The sequence below is a fragment of the Symbiobacterium ostreiconchae genome (genome assembly GCF_055396975.1).
Window position 1 is genome coordinate 2651781 of record NZ_AP042454.1, and the last position, 25400, is coordinate 2677180.

Below are 25400 nucleotides of genomic sequence, written 5' to 3' on the forward strand. Positions count from 1 at the left end.
ATGGGTTAGGAGAAAAAGTGCCAAAGGGAGAAGCCGCTGGGTAGCGGCGACGGGCGCGCGCGGCCGCAGGTGCGGCCGGCGAGGGACGCGCCCGGTGCACCAGACGGTCCTGGGCACAGAAGGAGGACCAACGTGACCGCATCGTTTTCGATGGAACTCGGGGGCCGCACGATGACCCTCGAGACCGGCCGCCTGGCCAAACAAGCCGGCGGGTCGGTGCTGGTGAAGTACGGGGAGAGCGTGGTGCTGTGCACGGCTGTAGCCAGCGCCGCCCCCAGAGAAGGCATTGACTTCTTTCCGCTGACCGTGGACTACGAGGAGCGCATGTACTCGGTGGGCCGCATCCCCGGCAACTGGTTCCGGCGTGAGGGCCGGCCCACCAGCAAGGCGATCCTCTGGGCCCGGCTGACGGACCGGCCGATCCGGCCGCTCTTTCCTGAGGGCTTCCGCAACGACGTGCAGGTGATCTGCACCGTGTTGTCGGTGGACCCCGACCATCCCGTGGAGATCATGGGCATGATCGGGGCGTCGGCGGCCCTCACCATCTCCGACATCCCCTTCGAGGGGCCGATCGGGGGCGTGATCGTGGGGCTGGTGGACGGCGAGTTCGTCATCAACCCCACGGCAGACCAGCAGGAACGCTCCGAGATGCACCTGGTCGTGGCCGCCACGGAGCAGGCCGTGCTCATGGTGGAGGCCGGGGCCAAAGAGGTGCCCGAGGAGACCATGCTCGAGGCTATCCTCTTCGGCCACGAGGTGATCCGGAACACCATCATCCCCACCATCAAGCGCATGCAGGCCGAGGTGGGCAAGCCGAAGCGGGAGGTGCAGCTCTTCACGCCGCCGCCCGAGCTGGAGCAGGCGGTGCGGGAGGCCGCGACCGTGCGGCTGCGGGAGGCGGTGCGCAACCCGGACAAGCTGGCCCGGGAAGAGGCCGTCGCCGCGGTGGGCGAGGCCGTCCAGGCCGAGCTGGCCGAGCAGTTCCCCGACTCGGAGAAGCACATCGCCTACCTCCTGAAGAAGGTGCTGAAGGAGGAGGTGCGCCGGGCCATCATCGAGGAAGGCATCCGTCCCGACGGGCGAGGCCTCGCCGAGATCCGGCCCATCGAGTGCGCGGTCGACCTCCTTCCCCGGCCCCACGGCTCCGGCCTGTTCCAGCGCGGCCAGACCCAGGTGCTCTCGATCTGCACCCTGGGCACCCTGGGCGACATGCAGAAGCTGGACGACCTGACGCTGGAAGAGACCAAGCGGTTCATGCACCACTACAACTTCCCGCCGTACTCCGTCGGCGAGACCCGTCCCCTGCGCGGTCCGGGCCGCCGGGAGATCGGGCACGGCGCCCTGGCCGAGCGGGCCCTGGAGCCGGTGATCCCGTCCGAGGAGGAGTTCCCGTACACCATCCGGGTCGTGTCCGAGGTCCTGGAGTCCAACGGGTCGTCGTCGATGGCCTCGGTCTGCGGCTCGACCCTGGCCCTGATGGCGGCCGGCGTGCCCATCAAGGCGCCGGTCGCGGGCGTGGCCATGGGCCTGGTGGAGGATCCCGAGACCGGCCGGTACGCGGTGCTGACCGACATCCAGGGCATCGAGGACGCCCTGGGCGACATGGACTTCAAGGTGGCCGGCACGAAGAAGGGCGTCACCGCCCTGCAGATGGACATGAAGATCTCCGGCACCAGCCGCGAGATCCTGGAGAAAGCCCTGACCCAGGCGCGCGAGGGCCGGATGTTCATCATGGAGAAGATGCTGGCCTGCATCCCCGAGCCGCGCAAGGAGCTCTCGCCCTACGCCCCGCGCATCATCACGATGAAGATCCATCCTGACAAGATCCGGGACGTCATCGGCAAGGGCGGCTCGACCATCAACAAGATCATCGAGGAGACCAAGGTGGGCCACACCAAGGTCGAGATCGACATCATGGACGACGGCACGATCTACATCGCCGCCGTCAACCTGGAGGCGGGCGAGAGGGCCCGGCAGATGATCGAGAACCTGGTGAAGGACCCCGAGCCCGGCATGGTCTACACCGGCCGGGTGACCCGCCTCATGCAGTTCGGTGCGTTCGTCGAAATCCTCCCGGGCAAGGAGGGGCTGGTGCACATCAGCGAGCTGTCGGACAAGCGGGTCAACCGGGTCGAGGACGTGGTCAACATCGGCGACGAGGTGACCGTGAAGGTCACCGAGATCGACCGGCTCGGGCGCATCAACCTCTCCATCAGGGACGCCATGCCCAAGCAGGGGTCTTCCCAGCCGTCCGGGCGGCCGGTGTCCCCTGAAGCTGCCCGCCAGGGTCAGGGGAAACCCGGCCCGGGCAAGCCGGGCCCCCAGAAGGCGGGGGGCGGCCGGCCGGGCGGGGGCAGGCCCGGTCACGGCAGGCAGGGTCGGTAGAGCCCGTCGCTCCGTAGGACGCGAGGGGGGCTTCGGCCCCCCTCTGTGCCTTTGCGGGAGGGTAGGCGAGTGGCCTTTTATCGGAAGACGACGCTGCCCAACGGCCTGCGGGTGGTCACCGAGTCCATGGGACACGTGCGGTCTGCGGCGGTGGGCGTGTGGGTCGGCACGGGCAGCCTCTACGAGACGCCCGCGGAGATGGGCGTTTCGCATCTGATCGAGCACATGCTCTTCAAGGGGACGGAGCGGCGCACCGCGCTGGAGATCGCCCGGGCGATCGACGGCCGGGGCGGCGCCCTGAACGCGTTCACGGCGAAGGAGTACACCTGCTACTACGCGCGGGTGCTGGATGAGCACCTGCCGGTCGCCCTCGACGTCCTGGCCGACATGCTCCTCAGCTCCCGCTTCGACCCCGACGACCTCGCCAGGGAGAAGGACGTCATCTGCGAGGAGATCAAGATGTACGACGACGTCCCCGACGACCTGGTGCACGACCTGTTCGCCGGGGCGCTCTGGCGCGGCCACGCCCTCGGGCGGCCGATCGTGGGCACGGCGGAGCGGGTGCAGGCGATGACCCGCGACGAGATCCTCGCCTACAAGGCCCGCCACTACGTGCCGGGCAACATGGTGGTGGCCGCCGCGGGCCACCTGGAGCACGAGCGGGTGGTGGAGATGGTGGCCGAGCGGTTCGGGGACGTGGCGCCCGCGACCGGGGAGCGGCCGGTGCCCGGGGCCCCTCCGGAGCCGCAGGCCCCCGCGGTCGTGGTCCGGCAGAAGCAGATCGAGCAGGCGCACCTGGTGCTGGGCACCGCCGCGCTGCCGCTCACCGATCCCAACATCTACGCCCTTTACGTCCTGAACGCCATCGTGGGCGGGTCGAGCTCCAGCCGCCTCTTCCAGGAGGTGCGGGAGAAGCGGGGACTGGCCTACTCGGTGTACTCGCATCACTCCGCGTACCGGAACGCCGGCTCCTTCGGGGTCTACGCCGGCGTCTCGCCCCGCATGGTGGATGCGACCCTGGAGCTGGTCGTCGGCCTGCTGACGGAGCTGGGCACGCAGGGCGTGACCCAGGCGGAGCTGGACGAGGCGCGCGAGCAGCTGAAGGGACAGCTGATGCTGGGGCTGGAGTCCACGTCCAGCCGGATGAGCCGGCTGGGGCGGGGAGAGCTGACCCGGGGGTACGTGTACAGCCCCGACGAGGTGATCGCGCACGTGGATGCGGTCACCCTCGAGCAGGTGAACGAGCTGGCGCACCGGCTCTTCGTGGAGGAGTGCCGCGTGATGGCCGCCGTGGTGCCCTGCACCATGCAGCACGACTTTGCACGCTACGGGGAGGTTCTGTATGACTGAGCGCCGATTTGCGCCGGTGCGCGCGTATGAGGGCCGGGTGCGGCTGCCCCAGCGCAAGACCCGCCACTCGGCGGGGTACGACCTGGAGGCGGCCGAGGAGGTCACCGTGCAACCCGGGCAGGTGGCCCTGGTTCCCACGGGGCTGAAGGCATACATGGGCGAGGGGGAGGTCCTGCTGCTGGCCGTGCGGTCGAGCCTGGCGGTGAAGCGCCGGCTCGCCCTGGCCAACGGCATCGGCGTCATCGATGCCGATTACGCGGACAACCCCGACAACGAGGGGCACATCCTCGTCGCGCTCGTCAACCTGGGCACGGAGCCGGTGACCATCGCCCGGGGCGAGCGGGTGGCGCAGGGAATCTTCGTCAACTATCTGACCGTCGCCGGTGACCAGCCGGGGGGGCAGCGGGTCGGCGGCATCGGTTCGACGGGCCGGGTGTAGGAGGGGAGCCTGTATGGAGGTTGGCACGGAGCTTGAGCGGGAGACGCGGACACGCATCGAGGAGCTGCGGCAGCAGCTTCACCAGGAGATGCAGGGCGCGCTGACGCCGCGCCAGCTCACCGGTCTCCTGCCCATCAGCCAGGAGATCGACCGGCTTTCGGTGGCGCTCATCCGCCGCAGGTGGGCGCGGGCGGGGACCGGGCAGGCAGAGGGAAACTCCTCGCGCTTGTAGCAGGATTTCACTCCCAGTGTGTTGAAGCAAGGCTTACATATTTTAGTCATGCTAGTGTTATTCGCGGTCGGGCCGCGCGAACGGAGGTACAGCCATGGAACGGGTATCGGCGGCAGAGGAGAAGGTGGTCATCTTTACCCTCGGTGGACAGGAATACGCCCTGCCGATTTCGGGGGTGAGGGAGATCCTCACCTGGGCGGCGCCGACACCGGTACCCGAGGCCCCGCCGTATGTGGAAGGGGTCATTTCCGTACGCGGCGAAGTGCTGCCGGTCGTCGATCTGAGCCGGCGTTTCGGCCTGACATGCGGGCGCGCCGAGGCGGACCGGCGGATCATCGTCCTGGAGCTGTCCGGGCAGAGCGCGGGGCTCATCGTGGATGACGTCGTGGCCGTGGAGAGCGTGGCCGAGGGGAAGCTGTCGCCCCCTTCGCCGCTGCTCTCGGGTCTCGGCGGGCTGGGTGAGGCCGTGGTGGAGGGCATCCTGCAGCTCGGGGAGAACCGCCTGGTGGTGGTGCTGGACCCGGCCCGGGTGCTGGAAACGGCGCTGCACTAGTGGACGCGGTCAGGTGTGAGGAGGGTTGCAGGTGGTCCAGGAGCTGCGTGAACAGCAGGCGATCAACCAGATCGTTGTCTTTCAGCTGGACAACGAGTATTATGGAGCCGACATTGCCGTCGTGCGCGAGGTGGTGCCCCTTCAGCGGGTGACCTACGTGCCCCGGACCCCGGACTACGTGCTGGGCGTGATCAACCTCCGCGGCCGGGTCATCCCCGTCATCGACCTCCGCCGCCGGCTCGGTCTGCCCATGAGGGCGGCGACGAAGGCGACGCGCATCGCCATCGGTGAGGTCGACGGCGATCAGGTGGGCATGGTCGTGGACTCGGTGGAGGAGGTGGCCAGGGTGCCGGCGGAGGCCGTGGAGCCCCCGTCCTCGCTGCTCTCCCAGATTGACCGGGAGCATGTGCTCGGCGTGGCCAAGCTGAAGGACCGCCTGATCACCCTGCTGGACCTCCGGCGGATCCTGGTGCGCGAGGAGCGCAGGACACCCGTCGCTCAGTAGACCGGGAGGGATAGCCACAGATGGGCGCTGGTTTTGACATCACCGCAGAGGACATCCGGGTCTTTCTCGACGAGGCGGAGGAGCTGCTCCAGACCATGGAGGCCGGTATCCTCCGCCTGGAGAGCGAGGCGGCGGATCCGGACCCGGAGATCATCCAGGACATCTTCCGGGCGGCGCACACGCTCAAGGGCTCTTCCGCCACGCTGGGGCATCAGCGGATGGCCGAGCTGACCCATGCCATGGAGAACGTGCTGGACCGGCTGCGGAAGGGCAAGGCCAGCGTGACCACGCCGCTCGTGGACACGCTGTTCCGGTGCCTGGACGCGCTGAAGATCTTCAAGGACGAGATCGCGACCGGCGAGGCAGCCGCCGTGGACACCGGCGCGCTCATGCGTGAACTGGCGGCGCTGGAAGGGGCGGAGGCTGCGCCGGCGCCCGCGGCGCCTGTCCCGGCGGAAGGCGCGGTGGAACTCCCCGCCCTCACCGCGGAGCAGGAGGCCAGGGTGAAGGAGGCCCGGGACAGGGGACTGCAGGTGCTGCAGGCGCAGGTGGACCTGTCGCCGGAGGCCGCAATGCCTGCGGTACGGGCGTTTCAGGCGCTGCTGGCGGTGGGCGACATCGGCGAGATCCTCCTCTCGGTGCCCACCCAGGAGGAAGTGGAGAACGACAAGGTCGGCACCGACCTGAAGCTCCTCTTCGTGACCGGCGAGAGCCTGCAGCGGGTGCGGGAGGTCCTGCAGGAGGTCCCCGAGATCGCCGTCCGGGCGCTGGGGCCCTATCAGCCGCCGGCCCCCGCGGCGACGGCCGCCGCAGCGCCGGCGGGACCGTCCCCGGCTGACGAGGTCGCCGCCGCGGCCATGGCCGTCGCTGCCCCGGCAAACGGGGCGGCGCCCCCCGCCGACAACGGCGCCGCATCCATGCGCACGACCCGCAGCGGCCTGCGCACGGTGCGGGTGGACGTCGATGTGCTGGACAACCTCATGAACACCGTGGGCGAGCTGGTCATCGAACGGACCCGCCTGCAGCAGGTGCTGAGCCGGCTGGAGGTGGAGCGGGAAGGCGATGAGCTCTCGCAGGTCATGTCCTCGGCGCTGGCGCAGCTGGGCCGGCTGACGAGCAACCTGCAGGAGGAGATTCAGCGGGCCCGGATGATTCCGGTGGAGAACCTCTTCCGGAAGTTCCCGCGGATGATCCGCGACATCGCCCAGAAGGCTGGCAAGGAGATCCACTTCATCGTGCGGGGCGAGGAGACCGAACTGGACCGCTCCGTCATCGAGGAGATCGGCGACCCGCTGATGCACCTGCTCCGCAACGCCGTCGACCACGGCATCGAGCCGGCGGAGGAGCGGTTGGCAGCGGGCAAGCCGGCGGCCGGCACGGTGATCCTGGAAGCGTTCCACGAGGAGAACCACATCATCATCTCGGTGCGCGACGACGGCCGGGGCGTGGATCCGGAGAAGATCCGGGCCAGCGCCGTGCGCAAGGGCATCCTCTCCGAGGAGGCGGCCCGGCGGCTGTCCGACCCGGAGGCCATCAACCTCATCTGGGCGCCCGGGTTCTCCACGGCCAAGCAGGTGTCCGACATCTCCGGGCGCGGCGTAGGGCTCGACGTGGTGCAGAAGAACATCGAGCGGATCAACGGCTCGGTGGAGATCCGCAGCACCGTGGGCCAGGGTACGGAGTTCCGGGTGAAGCTGCCGCTCACGCTGGCCATCATCCGGGCGCTGCAGGTGGAGCTGGTGGGCACGACGTACTGCATCCCGCTGGGATCCGTGGTCGAGACCGACCGGATCCCCACCAGCGCGATCCAGACCGTGCGCCAGCGGGAGGTCATCGTCAAGCGGGGCGAGGTCATCCCCCTGCTCAGGCTGGCGGAGACCTTCGGCCTGAAGCGGCCCGAGGGCACGGAGGAGCCCGAGGAGATCTTCGTCGTGATCGTCGCCGTGATGGGCCGGCAGATCGGCTTGGTGGTCGACTCCCTCATCGGTGAGGGCGACGTGGTGATCAAGCCCCTGGGCCGGTTCATCGGCGAGATCCCCGGCATTTCGGGGGCGACCATCATGGGCGACGGTGACGTGGCAATCATTCTTGACGTATCCAGCCTGGTCAACTCGGTCCAGGGTGAGGCGGGCCGGCTGGAGATGGCAGCGCAGTAGGGGGAGGGCAGATGAAGCTGCAGCCCGGCCAGTGGAAGGCCCTGGAGGACCTGGTCACCCAGGCACTGGCGGAAAGTTCAAGATCGCTTTCCCAGATGACGACAGGCGAGATCAGGCTCGATGCGCCGCAACTTTCCTTCCTGCCCCTGAGGGCGCTTCCGGGCGTGGCCGGCGGCCCGGGCGCTGTGGTGACGGCAGTGTACGTCGGCATCGAGGGCGAGCTTCAAGGCCATGTGATCGTGCTCTTCCAGCCGAAGGAGGCGCGGGCGATGGTGGATCTGCTGCTCGGCCATGCGCCGGGCACCTGCCGGGAACTGGACGAACTGGGCCGGTCTGCCCTGCAGGAGGTCGGCAACATCTGCGGATCCGCCTTCATCAACGCCATCGCCGACCGCTCCGGCCTGGAAGTGCGGCCGACGCCCCCGCTCCTGGTCGAGGACATGGCCGGGGCCATTCTGGAGACCGTCGCCACCGACCTGCTGGTCAGCGGCGATGAGGCGCTGGTGATCGCCACCGCCTTCAACGGCGCCGTGCCGGGCCACTTCCTGCTCATGCCCAACACCGAGTCCATGGCCCGGCTCATCACCACGCTCGAGGCGACCCGATGATCGGTCACCAGATGGAAGCGGTGGGGCTCGGGGAGTTGAAAGTTGCTCATCAGCCTGATCAGGTGCTGGTCTGCTATGGTTTGGGATCCTGTGTGGGGCTGGCCCTTTACGATCCGGTCGTGCGGATCGGGGCCATGGTACACGTCGTGCTGCCCGACAGCAGCATGGGCAGGGGGCGCGAGGCGCCTCCCGGCAAGTTTGCGGACACCGGGGTTGAGGCGGCTCTGGCAGCGCTCGTTGACGCCGGTGCCTCTCTGTCCCGTCTGGTCGCCAAGGCGGCGGGGGGAGCCCGCATGCTGAGGCTGGCCGGGTCGAACCCGAGGCTGGACATCGGCGCCCGGAACATCGAAGCGGTGCGGGCGGCCCTGGCCAGGCATCAGATCAGGCTGGCTGCCGAGGATACGGGCGGGACGCACGGACGCACGCTCCAGCTGTTCGTCGACACGGGTCGCGTACTCGTCAGCACAGTGGGGCGCGGCGAACGTGAGTTGTAATGGGTCTCAAAACGCGCAGGAGGGAACCGAATGCCCAAGATTCTTCTGGTCGACGACGCTGCCTTTATGCGTATGCGTTGCTCGAAGCTGCTCACTGAGCATGGGTTCGAGGTGGCCGAGGCCGAGAACGGCCAGGAGGCCATCGCCATGTATCAGAGCTACAAGCCCGATCTTGTGCTGATGGATATTACCATGCCGGTTATGGACGGCATCACGGCGACCCGGGAGATCAAGAACCTGGATCCCGACGCGAAGGTGGTCATGGTCTCGGCTCTCGGGCAGCAGACGATGGTCATCGAGGCGATCAAGGCGGGCGCGAAGGACTTTGTCGTCAAGCCCTTTGAGCCCGAGAAAATCCTGTCGACCGTCAGGAAGTTCGTGGGCCAGTAAGGAGATGCGCGATCGCATGCAGCGTCCGATCCGCGTCCTGGTGGTCGACGACTCCGCCTTCATGCGGAAAGTGCTGACCGAGCTTCTGGAGTCCGATCCCCTGATCACCGTCGTCGGCACGGCCCGCGACGGGCAGGACGGCCTGGAGAAGGTGCTGGAGCTGCAGCCGGACGTGGTCACCCTCGACATCGAAATGCCCCGGCTCGACGGCTTCGGCACCCTCAGGGAGATCATGGCTCGGCGCCCGACGCCGGTGGTGATGGTTTCGAGCCACACCCGGGAGGGGGCGGAGGCCACCATCCGGGCTCTGGCCCTGGGCGCGGTCGACTTCGTGGCCAAGCCGTCGGGCTCCATTTCGCTGAACATGCACGTGACCCGGGACGAGCTGGTGGCCAAGGTGAAGGCGGCGGCCACGGCGACGCCGCGCGTGCGGAGTACGGCGCCGGCGGCGCCCGCCTTCTCGGCGAGAGAGAAGATGCAGGCACTCTCGGGCCTGCGGCGGCAGATGGCTGCGGGAGAGCAGCCCCCGCGCCGGCTGGTGGTCATCGGCTGTTCGACCGGCGGACCGGGCGCGCTGCACCAGATCATCCCCCGGCTTCCGGCCGACCTGCCGGCCGGCGTGCTGGTGGTCCAGCACATGCCGCCCGGATTCACGCGGTCGCTGGCCCAGCGGCTGGATGAGCTGTCGCCTATCGTCGTCAAGGAGGCGGAGGCCGGGGACCGGGTGCGGGCCGGGCTGGTGCTGGTGGCGCCGGGCGGCTATCACATGACGGTGGACGCCGACGGGCGGATCGCACTGGACCAGGGGCCGCCCGTGCACGGCGTGCGCCCTGCGGTCGACGTGACCTTCGAATCTGTGGTGCCGGTCTGGAAAGAGCGGCTGGTCGGCGTGATCCTCACCGGCATGGGGTACGACGGGGCCAAGGGGATGGCCCGGCTGCGGAAGGCCGGTGGATGGACCATTGCCGAGGACGCCTCGACCTGCGTCGTCTACGGGATGCCGCGGGTCGTGGTGGAGATGGGGGCGGCCCAGGAGGTCCTGCCCGTACATCGTATTGCTGACGCGATTACGCGCGCTGTGGGAGAGGGTTAATCGTGAACCTGCCGGGCTACCCGGTGTTTCGGCGGACGGTGCTCCAGCTGACCGGGATCGACCTGGACTGTTATAAGGGTACGCAGATGGAGCGCCGGCTTCAGACCATCATGCGGCGGGCCGGCGTCAGCGACCTGGCCGCCTATGCCCGCCTGCTTCAGACGGCGCCTGCGCGGGTGAAGGAGTTCCAGGATTTTCTGACGATTAACGTGTCCGAGTGGCTGCGCAACCCCGATAAGTTTGAGGAACTGAAGCAGGTCATTCTGCCGGAGTTGTTGAAAAGAAATCCTGTGCTGCGAATCTGGAGCGCAGGCTGCGCCAACGGCGCGGAGCCTTACTCGGTGGCGATGCTGCTCGACGAGATCGATCCGTACGGGCGGCACCAGATCTGGGCCACCGACCTGGACGCGGAAATTCTCAGGGTCGCCCGGGCAGGCATCTACCAGGAGAAGGACATCAAGAACGTCTCGCCGGCCCGCAGGGCGAAGTACTTCACGCCGGTGGAAGACGGCTTCGCCGTCAGCGACCGGCTGAAGGCACGGGTGCGGTTTGAGCAGCACAACCTGCTGTCGGACCCGTTCCCCAGGGATCTGGACCTCATCCTTTGCCGGAACGTGGTGATCTACTTTACCGAAGAGGCCAAGGATGAGCTCTACCGCAAGTTCCACGCCGCACTGAAACCCGGAGGCATTCTCTTCGTCGGCGGAACGGAAAGTCTTCTCAAGGCCAGGGAACTGGGCTTCGCCAGCGCCTCCCCGTTCTTCTACCGGGCGGAAAAGTAGCGGCGTCCGCGGGGTGCGGCGATCAGTGCAGAAGGGATGGAACACGTAGGTGAAGGCTGAGTTTGTCAACCCCTTCCTGGTATCGGCCGGACAGGTGCTGCAGACGGAGACGGGCATGGAGGTCGTGCAGGGCCAGGTGCGCCTGGAGGACTCGCCGCTGGAGTCCGATGAGGTCACGGTCCTCATCGGCGTGGTCGGCCGCGCACAGGGCCTGGTGCTCTATGGGATGAGCGAGGAGACCGGGCGCAAGCTGGTCTCCGCGATGACGGGGGAGGAGATCCCCGTCTTTGACGAGATGTGCGAATCCGCCGTAGCCGAACTGGGTAACGTGATCACCGGCCTCGCCTCCGGCGAGCTCGAGGCCGCGGGTTACCCGTGCAAGATTGCGCCCCCTTCGGTCGTGGTCGGCAAGGGCACGGCCATCTCCACGCTTTCCATCAAACGGCTGGTGATCCCCCTGGAGACGCAACTGGGGTCGATCACCGTCCATGTGGCATTGCGGGAGACGTATTGACAGGGCGTACCGGCAGCGGTATTGTATAACCACTGTACGGGCCGGTCATCATACCGTAGCCAAATGGAGCGGCTCGCGATCAAGCCCCGGTTGGGCCTTGTTCGCAAGCCGTTTTGTATTACCTATTCAGCCATTCCGATGCAGAGGTGAGAAGGTTGCAGCCAATTCGCGCAGTGCTCGCAGGCGCAACGGGCAAGGTGGGGCAGGTGCTGGCCCGGGCGCTCACGCAGGAGCCGGGGTTTGAGCTTGTGGGCGCGATCGCCCGGCAGGGCGCCGGCCGCCCGCTCGCCGAGCGGGTGAACCTGGGCGGGCGGCCCGGACCGGTGGTCCACGACTCGGTGGAGGCCTTCCTGGCCGCCGGCGGCCGGGCAGACGTGCTGATCGACTTCTCCCTCGCCGAGGCGGCACGGCGCACCATCCCCGCGGCGATTGAGGCCGGCATCGCCCCGGTGGTGGGGACGACCGGCTTCCATCCCGGTGAGACCGAGGCGTGGGCGGAGTCCTGTCGAAAACGCGGGCTGGGCGGCGCCTTCATCGCCAACTACGCGGTGGGCATGATGCTGCTCATGCGCTTCGCCGAGGAGGCGCACCGGTTCTTCCCGGACGTGGAGATCATCGAGATGCACCACAAGACCAAGCTGGACGCGCCGTCGGGCACCGCACTGCGCACGAAAGCGCGCCTGGAGCGCGGCCGGGGCGATCTCTCGGCCCCGGAGGTGCCGGTCCACAGCGTGCGGCTGCCCGGCCTGGTGGCGCACCAGGAGGTCATCTTCGGCGGGCCGGGGCAGACCCTGACCATCCGGCACGACGCCCCGACCCGGGAGGCTTACGTGCCCGGCGTGCTGATGACCTGCCGCTGGGTGCTCCGGGAGAAACGGGTCGCCTTCGACCTGGAGGAGGTCGCTTTCCCCCGGGGCTGATCGCACCCCGCTTCCGGGCGACCTGCCCCGACGCCGTGGGCGGCGCCCTGCCTGCGGCCGGCCTGCCCCGCCGCACCCTGCCTGAGCCGCATCCATAGAATGGGATGAGGTTCGGTAGGATTGGAGGACTGGCTGGATGAGCGTGTACGGCAAGCAGATCGCCGTCCTCGGCGGGGACCGGCGCATGGCGGAGGCGGTGCACTTCCTGCTCCGGGCCGGCGCACGGGTCCGCGTGGCGGGCCTGGAGTGGGAGGACCGGTTTGCCGGCGTGGAGGTCTGCACCTCCGGCGCCGACGCCCTCACGGGCGCGCAGGTCGTCATCCTGCCTGTGCAGGGGGTCAGCCCGGATGGCACCGTGTACACCGAGGGCGATGTGCCGCCCTGCGTGATCGACCTGGACGGTCTGCGCCGTGTCGCCCGCGGCGCACCGGTGTTCGTCGGCCTCAGCAACCCGCACCTGAACAGGCTGTGCGAGGAGGCCGGGCTGCCGCTGATCGAGTACCGGGAGTCGGACCACTTCGCGACTTGGAACTCCATCCCCTCGGCCGAGGGGGCCATCCAGATGGCGATGGAGTCCACCCGCTTCACGATTTTCGGCAGCCGCTCGCTGGTCCTGGGTTTCGGCCGGACCGGCCGGGCCATCGCCCTGCTGCTCAGGGGACTGATGAGCGACGTCTCCGTGGCCGCCCGCAGCGAGCTGGACCAGGCCCGTATCTGGGCAGCCGGCCACCGGCCGGTGGAATGGGCCCGGATGCCCGATGCCGTGGCGGAGGCGGACATCATCTTCAACACGGTGCCGGCTCCGGTCCTGACGCGGGAAGTGCTGAGCCGCGCCCCCCGCCACGCGGTGATCATCGACGTCGCTTCCGCGCCGGGCGGCACCGACTTCGAGGCCGCGCGGGAGCTGGGGCTCACCGCCCGGCTGGCGCCCGGGCTGCCGGGCATCGTCGCCCCGGTGACCGCGGGGCGCATCATCGCCGAGCTCGTCGTTCGCCACCTCCGACGGACCGACGCCATGGAGGGAGAGCGATGAGCGTGCAGCAGCTCGCCGGCAGGCTGATCGGGGTGGCGATGTCCGCCTCTCACTGCAATCTGGCCCGGGCGATGACGCAGCTCCGGGTGCTGCGGGACGAGGGGGCGGAGATCATCCCGATCATCTCCGCCAACGTGCGGACGACCGAGACCCGGTTCGGGAAACCTGATGACTGGATCACCCAGATCGAGCAGATCACCGGCCGCCTGCCGCTGATGACGATCCCCGAGGTGGAGCCCTTCGGGCCGCAGGTGAAGCTGGACTGTCTCGTGATCATGCCCTGCACGGGCAACACCATGGCCAAGCTGGCCAACGCCATCAACGACACGCCGGTGTGCATGGCCGCCAAGGCCCAGATGCGCAACCACCGGCCTGTGGTCCTGGCCGTCACCACCAACGACGGCCTGGGCATGAACGCTCGCAACCTTGGCACCCTGCTGGTGGCCAGGAACATCTATTTCGTGCCCTTCCGCCAGGACAATCCGGTTGGCAAGCCCACCTCGATTGACGCCGACATCGAGAACTACCTGGTGCCCACCATCCTCGCGGCGATGGAGGGCAGGCAGGTGCAGCCGCTGCTCCTGGGGCCGAAGGAGGCATAGCCGGGCCGGGCGGGCCCCTGGCGGACGGGCACAGGAATCCGAGGAAAGGAAGGATCCGCATGAAGAACGTCGCTGTGGTCGGCGCCACCGGCGCCGTCGGCCAGGAGCTCCTCGCCCTGCTGGAGGCCCGCAACTTCCCGGTCGGCAAGCTGCTGCCCCTGGCGAGCAGCCGGAGTGCCGGTTCCGCCGTCACCTTCCGGGGGGAGCGCATCACCGTCCAGGAAGCCACCCCTGAGGCGTTTGCCGGCATGGATCTGGTCTTCTTCGCCGCGACCGGCTCGCTCTCCCGGGAGCTCGCGCCGGCGGCCGCCCGCGCGGGCGCGGTCGTCATCGACAAGTCCTCGACCTGGCGGATGGACCCCAACGTGCCCCTGGTCGTGCCCGAGGTCAACCCCGAGGACCTGCGCTGGCACAAGGGCATCATCTCCAGCCCCAACTGCACCACCATCGGCCTGGTGATGGCCCTGAAGCCGCTGCACGACCTGTCGCCGATGACCCGGGTGATCGTCACCACCATGCAGGCGGTGTCGGGCACCGGCAAGGAGGCCATCGAGGAGCTGGAGCAGCAGACCCGGCTCTGGGCCGAGGGGCACGAGGGGGAGCTGCCGCATACCGTCTACAAGCGGCAGATCGCGTTCAACGTGCTGCCGTACGCCGAGACCTTCACGGAGAACCTGTACACGACCGAAGAGCTGAAGCTTTCGGCGGAGACGCGCAAGATCATGGGCCTCCCGGATCTGCCGGTCACCATGACCTGTACGCGTGTGCCGGTCTTCGTCGGCCATTCCGAGTCGGTGCTGGTGGAGTTCGAGCGGAAGGTGACCCCTGCCGAGGCGCGGGAGGCCCTCAGCCGCTTCCCCGGCGTGCGGGTGGTCGACGACCCGATGCAGTTTGTCTTCCCCACGGCCATCGACGCAGCCGGCACCGACGATACGCTGGTGGGCCGCATTCGCGAGGACCTGACCAATGAAAAGGGGCTGTGGCTCTGGATCGTCAGCGACAACCTGCGCAAGGGCGCGGCCACCAACGCGGTACAGATCGCAGAGAAGCTCCTGGAGATGCAGCTGATCTAGGCTGCGCCCGTGCCGGGTTCGCTTCATACCGGAAAGGAGTGACGGCGGCTCGGCATGCGGATCATCGTTCAGAAGTTCGGCGGCACCTCCGTCGCCACGCCGGAGGGGCGCGAGGCAGTCGTCCGCCGCGTGCGGCAGGCCGTGGATGACGGCTATGCGACGGTCGTCGTCGTCTCGGCCATGGGGCGCCAGGGCGACCCCTACGCCACCGACACGCTGATTGAGCTGGCGCGCTCGGCGGCGCCGGAGCTGGCGCCCCGCGACATGGACCTGCTGCTCTCCTGCGGCGAGATCATCTCCAGCGTACTCATGGCCGCGACGCTCACCGCCGCGGGCCTCCCCGCCGTGGCCCTCACCGGCGGCCAGGCGGGCATTCAGACCGATGATCAGTACGGTTCGGCCCAGATCGTGAAGGTGGACCCGGCCCCGGTGCTCAGCCGGCTGCGCGAGGGGCTGGTCGTGGTGGTGGCCGGCTTCCAGGGGGTGAACGCCGCCGGCGAGGTCACCACGCTCGGCCGGGGCGGGTCCGACACCACCGCCGCGGCCCTGGGCGGGGCCCTGCGGGCGGAGGTGGTGGAGATCTACACCGACGTCGACGGCGTGAAGACCGCGGATCCCCGCCTGGTGGCGGAGGCCCGGACCCTCTCAGTCACCACCTACGACGAGATCGCCCAGATGGCCCACTACGGGGCGAAGGTGGTGCACCCCCGGGCGGTCGAGATCGCGATGCAGCACCGGGTGCCGATCCGAGTGCGCTCCACCTTCAGCGACGGGCCGGGAACGCTCATCACGTACAGCGCCGAGGCCGGCGTCATCTGGAGCGAGCCGTTCTCCGACCGCATCGTCACGGCCGTGACCCACGTGGTCGGGCTCGCCCAGGTGGTCGTCAAGACCGGGCGGGACTGGGCGACGCCCCGGCTCTTCCGGCGGCTCGCCAACGCCGGCATCTCGGTGGATCTGATCTCGGTCTCCCTGGAGTCGAGCGCCTTCACGATTCCGGAGGCGCGGGCCGCGCAGGCCGAGATGATCCTGACGGAACTGGGCCTGGTGGATTTGCAGGTGCGGCACGGCTGCGCCAAGGTGACCGTGGTGGGCTCCGGCATGCGGGGCCGCCCCGGGGTGATGGCCACGGTGGCCGAAGCGCTCTACGCCGCCGAGGTGCCCATCTGGCAGACCGCCGACTCCCACGTGACCATCTCGTGCCTGGTGCCCGCCGCCGACGTGCAGCGGGCGGTGCAGGCCCTGCACGACGCCTTCGAACTGGGCCGGGGGTGAAGTGCCCGCCGGCAGGAACGACGGGGGACGCCGGCGGCGCACGGCGCATTCTGTGAAAGTGTCATTCGGCGAACGTCTCTTATCACTTGAGGAGGGATTCCCGTGCCTACCTTTGGACGGCTCCTGACCGCCATGGTGACTCCGATGACTCCCGACGGTGCGGTGGACTACAAGCGGGCGGCGGAGCTGGCGAAACACCTGGTGGCAGCGGGGTCCGAGGGCCTGGTGGTCTCCGGCACCACCGGGGAATCGCCCACGCTGTCGAAGGAGGAGAAGCTTCGCCTGTTTGAAACCATCGTGGACGCGGTGGGCGACCGGGTGTCGGTGATCGCCGGGACCGGGTCGTACAACACAGCGGAGACAGTTCGCTTTTCCCGGGAGGCCGCGCGGACGGGCGTCCACGGGCTGATGCTGGTCACGCCGTACTACAACAAGCCCCCGCAGGAAGGGCTCTACCGGCACTTCCGGACGGTGGCCGAGGCGGTGGACCTGCCGTGCATCCCGTACAACGTCCCGTCCCGCACCTCGGTCAACATGCTGCCCGCGACCACCCTGCGGCTCGCCCGCGATGTGCCGAACATCATCGGCATCAAGGAGTGCGCCGACGTGGGGCAGCTGGCCGACATCCTGGCGGACGCGCCCGAGGGCTTCCGGGTCTGGTCGGGCGAGGACGCCAACCTGCTGCCGTACCTCACGGTGGGGGCTTACGGCATCATCAGCGTCGCCGCGCACGTGGTGGGCCCGCAGATGCGGGAGCTGATCGACGCCTTCCTGAAGGGAGACACCGCGCAGGCGGCCGCCTGGCACCGCCGGCTGCTGCCGGTCTTCCGGGGGCTGTTCGCGGTCACCAACCCGATCCTGGTGAAGGCGGCGCTGAAGCTGACCGGCTTCCCGGTGGGCCCCGTGCGCCTGCCGTTGGTGGACGCCACGGAGGAGCAGGAGGAGGCCCTGCGGCAGGTGCTGGCGCAGGCGGATGTGCTGTAACGGGCGGCGGGCGGTGAGCAGTGAGCGGTGAGCTGTGGGCTGTGAGCAGTGAGCGGTGAGCTGTGGGCTGTGAGCAGTGAGCAGTGAGCAGTGAGCGGTGAGCTGTGGGCTGTGAGCAGTGAGCAGTGAGCGGTGAGCTGTGAGCCGTGAGCGGTGGGCTGTGAGCGGTGAGCAGTGAGCGGTGAGCGGTGAGCGGTGAGCGGTGAGCGGTGAGCTGTGAGCAGTGAGCAGTGAGCGGTGAGCGGTGAACTGTGGGCTGTGAGCAGTGAGCAGTGTACTGTGAGCCGTAAGCCGTGAGTGGTGCGCCGTGCCCGTGCGCCGTGTGCACCGGGCGGTCGGCGGTGTGACGCCCCCGCTGAGAGAACAAGCTAGATAACCTGGCTGTGTGTCACAGAGCTCAAGGAAGGCGGTCCCGCCGAAAGTGGCGAGACCGTCTTTTTTCTTGTGATCAGGTGGCCGTCAGGCCCGGACCCGAAGCAAGAGAGGCCGTTGCAGGAGAGGCAGCAGGTTGACTCGCGCGGCCCTTACAACGATCTCCGCCAGGGGGCAGGGGTCGATGTCGGGGGCGATGCGGGGTTCTTGCGCTTCTCCTGCTCATCGCCGATCTTTTCGGTGCGGCATCGGCGCCGCACCCCCGGCCGGTTCAGGCGGCCCGCGCCGTGGAACAGCATTCGGGAGGCCAACCGGATGGGCGTGACGGTCTTCCTGACCACCCATGTGATGAAGGAAGCCGAGGCGCTGGTCGACAGGGCCCCGCTGCCGGAGCTCGCCGGCGCCGGCCGCAGCATGCAGGGTACCAGTCGAAGTGCTCGGGCCGAAGCGGTAGTATCGCAGCGCCCGCGAATTCCCGCCCCAGATCTGCCGGAGGAGGTGCTGTAGGGCGGGGTCGTCATCCGGTCGATAGTACCGCATCTGGGTCACGGCCGGTCCCTCCCATATAGCGCTGCGGGCAGCGCACTCGGCGCTGCCCGTCACCCTAGACCGCTTCCTCGATCTGCTCATCCGGCTCGTCCGCTCCGGCCGTCTGCGCCGGCGCTGCCGTCCCTGCAGGCGCCTCAGGCTGCTGAGCCGCCGGGGGCGTGTAGGGCAGCACGTACCGGTTCACCAGCCAGCCGATGACGAGCCCCACTACCGAAGACGTGAACCGGAACGCGGCGAACAGGAAGCCCCGGTCGGCGTGCTCCAGGATGAAGAGGGCGTTGGTCACCCCGCCGATGGCCGCAGCCGGGTAGCCGAGTCGGGTGTAGAGGAGGATGACCACCATCACCACCGGGCCGGTGAACCACGGTGCGTAGCCCAGCAGCCAGCCGGCCACGGCGCCCGTGAGGACCCCGAGGAATGCAGCCAGGAACTGGTTGCGGGCCCACTGCCGGCCCACGTGCTCGTCCGGCGCGATCATCAGCGCGGCCGAAACGCCAGCTCCCACCAGCCCCTTCGTCGGATCCACGAGGGACATCAGCCCGCAGGCCAGGCTGACCGCAATCCCTGTCTTGATCAGACGGGGCCCCACCAGACCAAACACCCTCCGCCGCAAACCCTCGACCACCGAAACACCTCCGGCCATGATGCTGCAAGCCGCCTCTCCGGGCGGCCCATACGAACCCAAATTATACATAACTTTTCACTAAGCGTCAAATGCTCCGGACCCTGCGCACCGTTCGCGCCGTGAAGCGTGTTCCGCCCTCGCCGATGGAGCGGGATGTACCAGATGTCCTCATCGTCTGGAAGGAATTGCGTCGAAACTCTCGCCACCTCGGGAGCGTCTAATATCGCCGTGACGATCTCACGAGGAGTTGACACAGAATATGGACATTCAGCCGCTGATCTGCACTCAACCCGCGGATTACGCCCCCATCGCCGCGATCCTGAACGCTGTCCGCCCTTTCCGGACCACCTCGGCCGAGCTCGCCGGAGAGCGGGCCCGGTGGCCTGAGGGATCCATCGCGCACCTGGTGGCCGCCAGGGACGAGGGAGGGCGGCTGCTGGGTTTCGCCGAAGCCTATCGCTTTCCCAACACCGCGGCAGGCAAGTTCTACGTTAACGTGGCCACGCACCCGGCGTCCCGCCGCCAGGGCGCCGGGAGTGCCCTGCTGAAGGCGATCGAGCGATTCTGTGATGACCAGGGGGGCCGCCGGTTGGTAGGCGAGGTGTCCGATACCGACGCAGAGTCTCTGGCATGGGTGCAGCGTCGGGGGTACGCCGTGAAGCGGCACGCCTTCGACTCCGCCCTGGACTTGGTCGGTTTCGACGAAGCCGCGTTCGACGGCGTGGTGGAGGGGGTAGTCCAGAGGGGGATCCGCTTCTTCACCCTGGCTGAAGCCCCCCAGGCGCTGCAGGCCCTCTATCGGCTTTATGAGGCGACCATGATCGATATCCCCGGTTACGAGGCGCAGTCCTTCATGACCTTCGATACCTGGCGTCGGGTGCTCATCGAAGGGGAGGGCGCCCGCCCGGACTGGGTATTCGTGGCCGCCGACGGCGAGCAGTTGGTTGGGGTCACGCAGCTGGTGGCGCACCAGGATCACGTGTATACCAATCACACCCTCGTCGACCGCGCCTACCGCGGGCGCCGCATCGCTCTGGCGCTGAAGCTGTTGGCCATCCGGGCTGCGCGCAGGCACGGGGCCCCATACATGCGCACGGGAAACGACTCTCTGAACGCCCCCATGCTGGCGGTGAACCGGAGACTCGGTTACCGTCCGCTTGCCGGGCAGTACGAGGTCGTGCTGGATCTGGCCGCACACAGGCCACTGGGGCGGGTGCAGTGACCGGTCCGAGATGGGGGACCGATGCATACCCCTATGCCGATCCGGCAGTATGCAGACCGGCCGCTGCGTGCTAACGTAGTGGCGGAGGTGGGCGACTGGATGACGAACGCACAGGACGGCCTGGTCAAGCAGCAGGTGCGCCGGCAGTTCGGCGAGGCGGCTTCCCGGTATCTCACCAGTGCCATTCACGCGGCGGGGGCCGACCTGGCCCTGCTGCCGGAGGTGGCCGGGCTCACCGGCGCGGAGGAGGTGCTGGACGTGGCCACGGCCACAGGCCACACCGCCCTCGCGCTGGCGCCCTGCGCGCGCCGGGTGGTGGGCGTCGACCTCACGCCCGAGATGCTGGCGGTCGCACGGGAGCAGGCGGAGCGGCGGGGGATCGGCAACGTGACGTTCATGGAGGCAGACGCGGAAGCGCTCCCCTTCCCGGCGGCCAGCTTCGACGTGGTGACGTGCCGCATCGCCGCGCACCACTTTCCCGCGGTGGATCGCTTCTGCCGGGAGGCCGCCCGGGTGCTGCGCCCCGGCGGCCGGCTTGTGGTGGTGGACAACGTGGCCCCTGAGGAGCCGGAACTCGATCGGTTCATCAACGAGCTGGAGCGGCTGCGAGATCCGAGCCACCACCGGGCGCACCGCATCGCGGAGTGGCGGCGCTTCGTGGAACAGGCCGGCCTGGCGTTTCGCGTGGCCCACCGGTTCACGACCTGGGTGGACCGGGAGGACTGGCTCTCCCGAGCGTCCACGCCGCCGGATGCCGCACGGGAGGTGCGGTCCCGGCTGGCCGCGGCGCCCGCTGCCGCGCGGGACCGGTTCGGCATCACCGGGGACGGGTTCGTGCTGCACAAGGCGATCGTGGTCGGGTTCAAGGCCGCGCATCGGGGGTGACGAGCGTGATCCTCGGGCTGCACCACATCCTGATCGCCGCGCCGCCGGGGTGCGAGGCCGAAGCCAGGGGGTTCTACACAGGGCTGCTCGGGATGCCGGAGATCCCGACGTCTGAGAACCTCCGTGGGCGGGGCGGCGTCTGGTTCCGCTCTGGAGGGCAGGAGATCCACGTGGGGGTGGAGCAGGAGTGGAGTTCTTGCAGCAGCGAACCTCTTAGCCGGCAACCTCATCGAGCCGACCGCGCCACGGTGGTGCGGTCGGCTCGTCTGCCATTTATGGCACCTTCGCTTGTAAGCGCATAGGCTTTTGGGTATAATCCGAAGGAAGGTCTGTTGAACGGCGAAACAGGAGAAGAGAAGGGCGGCTGGTGAGCACGGCCCCTCGCACCGGGACGGCGGTGGTGCGTTGCGGCCACGGCTGCCTCAACCCCTGCGGTTGCTCTTCCTCCTGCACCCCTCTCAGCCTCGGCGCAGGGCGCCGCGGTAGGGCTTTTATTGCCAGGATGACGGGGGTTTGTTTTGCTGTGCAATCATCACAGAACGGACCCCCGGAGGGGTCCACTAAAGGGGGAACTATTGCGTTTGGCGCGTCACCGCGGGAAAACTGAGAAACTGTATGTCATCCCTCTGGGAGGGCTGGGCGAGATCGGCAAGAACTGCATGGTCATCCAGTACGGCGACGACATCATCGTCATCGATGCCGGTCTTGCGTTCCCGGAGGAGGAGATGCTGGGCATCGATATCGTGATTCCGGATTTCACCTACCTCCTGGAGAACCGGGACAAGGTCCGCGGGATCCTGATCACGCACGGTCACGAAGACCACATCGGCGCCGTCTCCTATCTCCTGCGCAACATGGAGATTCCGGTCTATGCGACCCGCCTGACCCTGGGCCTGATCGAGGGCAAGCTGGCGGAGATGGGGATGAAGCTGCCGGCCGAGTCGAGGGCGGTCCGGGCCGGCGATCAGGTGAAGCTCGGCCCGTTCACCTGCGAGTTCATCCGGGTCAACCACTCGATTCCCGACGCTTGTGCGATCGCCGTCAGCACACCCGTGGGAACGATTCTGCACACCGGAGACTTCAAGTTCGACCAGACGCCCATCGACGGGGAATTCGCCGACTACCGACGGCTCACCGAGCTGGGGAGGAAGGGCGTCCTGGCGCTGCTGTCCGACTCCACCAACGCCGAGCGGCCGGGGTACACCCCGTCGGAGCGGTCCGTCCGCCCGAACATGGAGCGGGTCTTCCGGGAGGCCAAGGGCCGCATCCTCATGGCCACCTTCGCCTCCAACGTGCACCGGCTGCAGCAGGCCATCGAACTGGCCGCCGAGATGGGCAAGAAGGTCGCCGTCGTCGGCCGTTCCATGGAGAACACCGTGAAGATCGCGCTGGAGCTGGGATACCTGAACGTGCCCGAGGGCACCATCGTGTCGGTCGATGAGCTGCGCCGGGTGCCGCTGCAGAACCAGGTGATCCTGACCACGGGTTCGCAGGGCGAGCCCATGGCCGCCCTGAGCCGCATGGCGGTCAACGACCACAAGTCCATCGAGCTCTTCCCCGGCGACACCGTGCTCTTCGCGGCCACCGCCATTCCGGGGAATGAGAAGTCCGTCGCCCGGACGATCAACAACCTCTACCGGCGCGGGGCCGAGGTGATCTACGACCGCAGCGCAGGCGTGCACGTCTCCGGCCACGGCAGCCAGGAAGAACAGAAGCTGATGATCAACCTGACCCGGCCCAAGTTCTTCGTGCCGATTCACGGCGAGTACCGCATGCTGCTGAAGCACAAGCAGCTGGCCGAGGCGTGCGGCATCCCCAGCGAGAACATCCTGATCGGCGAAAACGGCACGGTCTTCGAGTTCACCCGCAACTCCGCCCAGATCGCCGGCAAGGTGACCTCGGGCCAGGTGCTGGTGGACGGCCTGGGGGTCGGCGATGTGGGCAACATCGTGCTGCGGGACCGCAAACAGCTGGCCCAGGAAGGCATTCTCATCGTGGTCGTCGCGGTGGACCGGGAAGAGGGCATCATCGTCGGCGGGCCCGACATGGTCAGCCGGGGGTTTGTCTACGTCCGGGAGTCGGAAGGGCTGCTGGACGAGGCGAAGGAACGGGTCAGGCGGACGCTGGCCGAGCAGATCAAGCGGGGCGTGCCCGAGTGGGCGGTCCTGAAGAGCTCCATCCGGGACGTGCTGTCCAAGTACCTCTACGAGAAGACCCACCGCCGCCCGATGATCCTGCCGATCATCATCGAGATCTAGCGGAGGGGCAGGCCGGGCGCGGCGGTGGCCCTACGGGGCGGTCACCCCGTCGTCCGTCCGGGCGTCTGTGGTTGACGAAAACCGGGCATTCTATTGGGGCGAGGCGGACCTCGCCCCAATCTGCATTTCAGGAGGGGGGCTTGCGCATGCCCAACTTCCGCGAGTGGACCCCGTCGGAGATCATCGCCCAGATGCCGGAGGCCCGCACCGTCCTGGCCAAGCACTTCGGCAAGGAGGGCATCAGCACGGCATCCGGTTCGCGGCTCAGGGACCTTGCCCGGCAGAAGGACGTCGAGCTGAGCGCCGTCATCCGGGACCTGAACGACGTGGCGCGGGCAACGGGCACCCTCTGGTAGGCCGCGGCGGGCCCCTGCGGCTCGCGCCGGGCGCCGGCGCGGGGCGGCGGATGCCGTCTGGCCGGAAGGCGGATACTACCCCCGGAGGAGTGTGACCGATGTTCTTCAACGACCAAGGCCCCCGGCCGCCGCACATCCCCGGCGTGTCGCCGGGCCCCGACCCCTCAGCGCCCGGGCCGGAGCAGCCGCCGGCGCCCTCTCCGGCGCTCAACGGCCTGTCCAGGAACCCCGCACTGGAGAACCTGGAGGCCATCGGCACCACGCGGCTGCCGAAGGTCTCGCCCAACATCCACCTGCTGACCATCATCGGACAGGTCGAGGGCCACGTGACCCTGCCGCCCCACAACAAGACCACCAAGTACGAGCACATCATCCCGCAGCTGGTGGCCGTCGAGCAGAGCCCGGAGATCGAAGGGCTGCTCCTGGTGCTGAACACGGTGGGCGGCGACGTGGAGGCCGGCCTGGCCATCGCGGAGATGATCGCCAGCCTGTCGAAACCCTCGGTCTCGCTGGTGCTGGGCGGCGGGCACTCCATCGGTGTGCCGATTGCGGTCAGCACCACGTACTCCTTCATCGCCTCCACCGCCACGATGACCATCCACCCCATCCGGCTGACCGGCCTGGTGATCGGGGTTCCCCAGACCTACGAGTACATGGACAAGATGCAGGACCGGGTCATCCGTTTCGTGGTCAACAACTCCCGGATCAGCGAGGAGCGGTTCCGGGAGCTGATGTTCCGCACCGGCGAGCTGGCCCGGGATGTGGGGACGGTGGTGGTGGGGCCGGACGCGGTCCGGGAAGGGCTCATCGACGAAGTGGGCGGGCTTTCGGACGCGGTGGCCCGGCTCAACCGGCTCATCGCCGAACGGAAGCAGGACCGGCAGGAGGTGGTCCAGTGACGGAGTGCGGGCCGTGCGTGCTCTGGTCGGTGGTTCCGGCGGAGTGGGTCCTGGAGGGCCTGACCCCCGCGGCGCCACCGCTGCGGGAGGCGGTCGTGGACGGCCGGCTCGTGCAGGTGGCGCCGGGGGCGGATGGCTGGGGCACCGTGGTGCGCCTGATCTCGGGACAGGCGCAGGACTATCTCGATGCCCGCTTCCAGCCCGGTGCGAAGGTCATGCTGGGTCCGGGCTAGCCGACAAGACCAGGTCAGCGGGCCTGGTCTTTCTCGCGGGTGGGCCTTGTATTTAGAATGATTCTCGTTTACCATGGGAAATAGAACGGCAGGGAGAAGGAATCCAGCGTGCTTCGCCCGAACTGAGCAGGGGAAGGGCTGGAGAAAGAGGTGAGCTGAATGGCCCTGATGCTTAAGGACATTTATGCCAGACTGCTGGAGCGCGGCCATAAGCTGACGCCCCAGCGCTGGGCAATCATCGCCATCTTCCTGATGAACAGAGGGCGCCACCTCTCCGCCGACGATGTCTTTGCCATGCTGCGGGAGACGCACCCGAGCAACGGCATCGCCACCGTGTACCGCACGCTGGAGCTGCTGGAGGAGATCGAGGTCCTGAAGAAGGTGGACTTCGGCGACGGCCGTGCCCGGTACGAGGTGCGCGACGAGGACAACCAGCATCACCATCACCTCGTCTGCCAGCGGTGCGGGAAGATCACGGAGTTCGAGGACGACCTCCTGGTGAAGCTGGAGGCGACCATTTACGAGAAGACGGGATTCCAGATCACCGAGCACGTCGCCAAGTTCTACGGCGTCTGCGCAGAGTGTCAGAAAGCGGCGGAAAACGGGTAGCGTA

General features: G+C 68.1%; 28 protein-coding genes. 27 read left to right on the plus strand and 1 reads right to left on the minus strand.

Translation table 11 applies throughout. From position 1 onward, the window contains the following. Nucleotides 1–150: 150 nt before the first annotated feature. The 20 genes from pnp (at nucleotide 151) to ACZ5UM_RS12930 (ending at nucleotide 18267) form a co-directional block, all read left to right on the plus strand. Complete coding sequence (gene pnp, locus ACZ5UM_RS12835) at nucleotides 151–2385, plus strand: polyribonucleotide nucleotidyltransferase (protein ID WP_464848376.1); 2235 nt, start codon at nucleotides 151–153, stop codon at nucleotides 2383–2385. Nucleotides 2386–2454: 69 nt separating this feature from the next. Further along, entirely contained in the window at nucleotides 2455–3735 is a 1281-nt protein-coding gene (locus ACZ5UM_RS12840; protein ID WP_464844655.1) for a M16 family metallopeptidase, read from the plus strand. After that, nucleotides 3728–4174 carry a dUTP diphosphatase gene (gene dut, locus ACZ5UM_RS12845; protein WP_464844656.1) on the plus strand — a complete coding sequence of 149 codons (447 nt, stop codon included), beginning with the start codon at nucleotides 3728–3730 and terminating at the stop codon, nucleotides 4172–4174. The genes ACZ5UM_RS12840 and dut overlap by 8 nt, the downstream gene beginning before the upstream one ends. A 13-nt stretch (nucleotides 4175–4187) precedes the next feature. Beyond that, nucleotides 4188–4406, plus strand: coding sequence for a hypothetical protein (locus ACZ5UM_RS12850; protein WP_464844657.1), 219 nt, complete (start codon nucleotides 4188–4190; stop codon nucleotides 4404–4406). Nucleotides 4407–4500: 94 nt separating this feature from the next. After that, nucleotides 4501–4959, plus strand: coding sequence for a chemotaxis protein CheW (locus ACZ5UM_RS12855; RefSeq protein ID WP_464844659.1), 459 nt, complete (start codon nucleotides 4501–4503; stop codon nucleotides 4957–4959). A 31-nt stretch (nucleotides 4960–4990) separates the two neighbouring features. Continuing rightward, nucleotides 4991–5464, plus strand: coding sequence for a chemotaxis protein CheW (locus tag ACZ5UM_RS12860; protein WP_464844661.1), 474 nt, complete (start codon nucleotides 4991–4993; stop codon nucleotides 5462–5464). Between the two features lie 20 nt (nucleotides 5465–5484). Further along, nucleotides 5485–7620: a chemotaxis protein CheA gene (locus ACZ5UM_RS12865; protein ID WP_464844662.1), complete on the plus strand. Its 2136-nt coding sequence runs from the start codon at nucleotides 5485–5487 to the stop codon at nucleotides 7618–7620. A gap of 11 nt (nucleotides 7621–7631) precedes the next feature. Further along, complete coding sequence (locus ACZ5UM_RS12870; RefSeq protein ID WP_464844663.1) at nucleotides 7632–8228, plus strand: chemotaxis protein CheC; 597 nt, start codon at nucleotides 7632–7634, stop codon at nucleotides 8226–8228. Beyond that, a complete protein-coding gene (locus ACZ5UM_RS12875) occupies nucleotides 8225–8722 on the plus strand; it encodes a chemotaxis protein CheD (RefSeq protein ID WP_464844664.1) in 498 nt (165 codons plus the stop codon). The genes ACZ5UM_RS12870 and ACZ5UM_RS12875 overlap by 4 nt, the downstream gene beginning before the upstream one ends. Nucleotides 8723–8752: 30 nt before the next feature. Further along, a complete protein-coding gene (locus ACZ5UM_RS12880; RefSeq protein WP_464844665.1) occupies nucleotides 8753–9112 on the plus strand; it encodes a response regulator in 360 nt (119 codons plus the stop codon). 4 nt (nucleotides 9113–9116) lie between these two features. Continuing rightward, nucleotides 9117–10205 carry a protein-glutamate methylesterase/protein-glutamine glutaminase gene (locus ACZ5UM_RS12885; protein ID WP_464844666.1) on the plus strand — a complete coding sequence of 363 codons (1089 nt, stop codon included), beginning with the start codon at nucleotides 9117–9119 and terminating at the stop codon, nucleotides 10203–10205. 2 nt (nucleotides 10206–10207) lie between these two features. Further along, a complete protein-coding gene (locus tag ACZ5UM_RS12890) occupies nucleotides 10208–10987 on the plus strand; it encodes a CheR family methyltransferase (RefSeq protein WP_464844668.1) in 780 nt (259 codons plus the stop codon). Nucleotides 10988–11036: 49 nt separating this feature from the next. Further along, the gene (locus tag ACZ5UM_RS12895) at nucleotides 11037–11501 is read left to right on the plus strand and encodes a chemotaxis protein CheX (protein ID WP_464844670.1); all 465 of its coding nucleotides are present in this window, start codon (nucleotides 11037–11039) and stop codon (nucleotides 11499–11501) included. A gap of 155 nt (nucleotides 11502–11656) precedes the next feature. Beyond that, nucleotides 11657–12421 carry a 4-hydroxy-tetrahydrodipicolinate reductase gene (gene dapB / locus ACZ5UM_RS12900; protein WP_464844672.1) on the plus strand — a complete coding sequence of 255 codons (765 nt, stop codon included), beginning with the start codon at nucleotides 11657–11659 and terminating at the stop codon, nucleotides 12419–12421. A 136-nt stretch (nucleotides 12422–12557) separates the two neighbouring features. Continuing rightward, complete coding sequence (dpaA, locus tag ACZ5UM_RS12905) at nucleotides 12558–13454, plus strand: dipicolinic acid synthetase subunit A (RefSeq protein ID WP_464844674.1); 897 nt, start codon at nucleotides 12558–12560, stop codon at nucleotides 13452–13454. Beyond that, nucleotides 13451–14056 carry a dipicolinate synthase subunit B gene (gene dpaB / locus ACZ5UM_RS12910; protein WP_464844675.1) on the plus strand — a complete coding sequence of 202 codons (606 nt, stop codon included), beginning with the start codon at nucleotides 13451–13453 and terminating at the stop codon, nucleotides 14054–14056. Before dpaA ends, dpaB begins: the two co-directional genes overlap by 4 nt. A gap of 59 nt (nucleotides 14057–14115) precedes the next feature. Beyond that, entirely contained in the window at nucleotides 14116–15129 is a 1014-nt protein-coding gene (locus tag ACZ5UM_RS12915; protein WP_464844676.1) for an aspartate-semialdehyde dehydrogenase, read from the plus strand. Between the two features lie 54 nt (nucleotides 15130–15183). Next, on the plus strand, nucleotides 15184–16404 hold the full coding sequence (dapG, locus tag ACZ5UM_RS12920; RefSeq protein WP_464844678.1) for an aspartate kinase: 1221 nt from the start codon (nucleotides 15184–15186) through the stop codon (nucleotides 16402–16404). 102 nt (nucleotides 16405–16506) lie between these two features. Further along, complete coding sequence (dapA, locus tag ACZ5UM_RS12925; RefSeq protein ID WP_464844680.1) at nucleotides 16507–17388, plus strand: 4-hydroxy-tetrahydrodipicolinate synthase; 882 nt, start codon at nucleotides 16507–16509, stop codon at nucleotides 17386–17388. Between the two features lie 687 nt (nucleotides 17389–18075). After that, a complete protein-coding gene (locus ACZ5UM_RS12930; protein ID WP_464844681.1) occupies nucleotides 18076–18267 on the plus strand; it encodes a hypothetical protein in 192 nt (63 codons plus the stop codon). Between the two features lie 97 nt (nucleotides 18268–18364). On the opposite strand, the gene ACZ5UM_RS12935 is transcribed toward ACZ5UM_RS12930, so the two are convergent. Then, entirely contained in the window at nucleotides 18365–18934 is a 570-nt protein-coding gene (locus tag ACZ5UM_RS12935) for an FUSC family protein (RefSeq protein WP_464844682.1), read from the minus strand. Nucleotides 18935–19193: 259 nt separating this feature from the next. On the opposite strand from ACZ5UM_RS12935, the gene ACZ5UM_RS12940 reads away from it, so the two are divergent. From ACZ5UM_RS12940 to ACZ5UM_RS12970, 7 genes are all read left to right on the plus strand, one after another. Then, entirely contained in the window at nucleotides 19194–20156 is a 963-nt protein-coding gene (locus tag ACZ5UM_RS12940) for an N-acetyltransferase family protein (protein WP_464844684.1), read from the plus strand. 99 nt (nucleotides 20157–20255) lie between these two features. After that, nucleotides 20256–21041 carry a class I SAM-dependent methyltransferase gene (locus tag ACZ5UM_RS12945; RefSeq protein ID WP_464844686.1) on the plus strand — a complete coding sequence of 262 codons (786 nt, stop codon included), beginning with the start codon at nucleotides 20256–20258 and terminating at the stop codon, nucleotides 21039–21041. A 581-nt stretch (nucleotides 21042–21622) separates the two neighbouring features. Next, a complete protein-coding gene (locus ACZ5UM_RS12950) occupies nucleotides 21623–23299 on the plus strand; it encodes a ribonuclease J (RefSeq protein ID WP_464844688.1) in 1677 nt (558 codons plus the stop codon). 146 nt (nucleotides 23300–23445) lie between these two features. Continuing rightward, nucleotides 23446–23655 carry a hypothetical protein gene (locus tag ACZ5UM_RS12955; RefSeq protein WP_464844689.1) on the plus strand — a complete coding sequence of 70 codons (210 nt, stop codon included), beginning with the start codon at nucleotides 23446–23448 and terminating at the stop codon, nucleotides 23653–23655. A gap of 98 nt (nucleotides 23656–23753) precedes the next feature. Further along, nucleotides 23754–24554 carry a ClpP family protease gene (locus ACZ5UM_RS12960; RefSeq protein WP_464844691.1) on the plus strand — a complete coding sequence of 267 codons (801 nt, stop codon included), beginning with the start codon at nucleotides 23754–23756 and terminating at the stop codon, nucleotides 24552–24554. Beyond that, the gene (locus ACZ5UM_RS12965) at nucleotides 24551–24787 is read left to right on the plus strand and encodes a YlzJ-like family protein (protein ID WP_464844693.1); all 237 of its coding nucleotides are present in this window, start codon (nucleotides 24551–24553) and stop codon (nucleotides 24785–24787) included. Before ACZ5UM_RS12960 ends, ACZ5UM_RS12965 begins: the two co-directional genes overlap by 4 nt. A 159-nt stretch (nucleotides 24788–24946) precedes the next feature. Further along, on the plus strand, nucleotides 24947–25396 hold the full coding sequence (locus ACZ5UM_RS12970; RefSeq protein WP_464844694.1) for a Fur family transcriptional regulator: 450 nt from the start codon (nucleotides 24947–24949) through the stop codon (nucleotides 25394–25396). Nucleotides 25397–25400 lie beyond the last annotated feature (4 nt).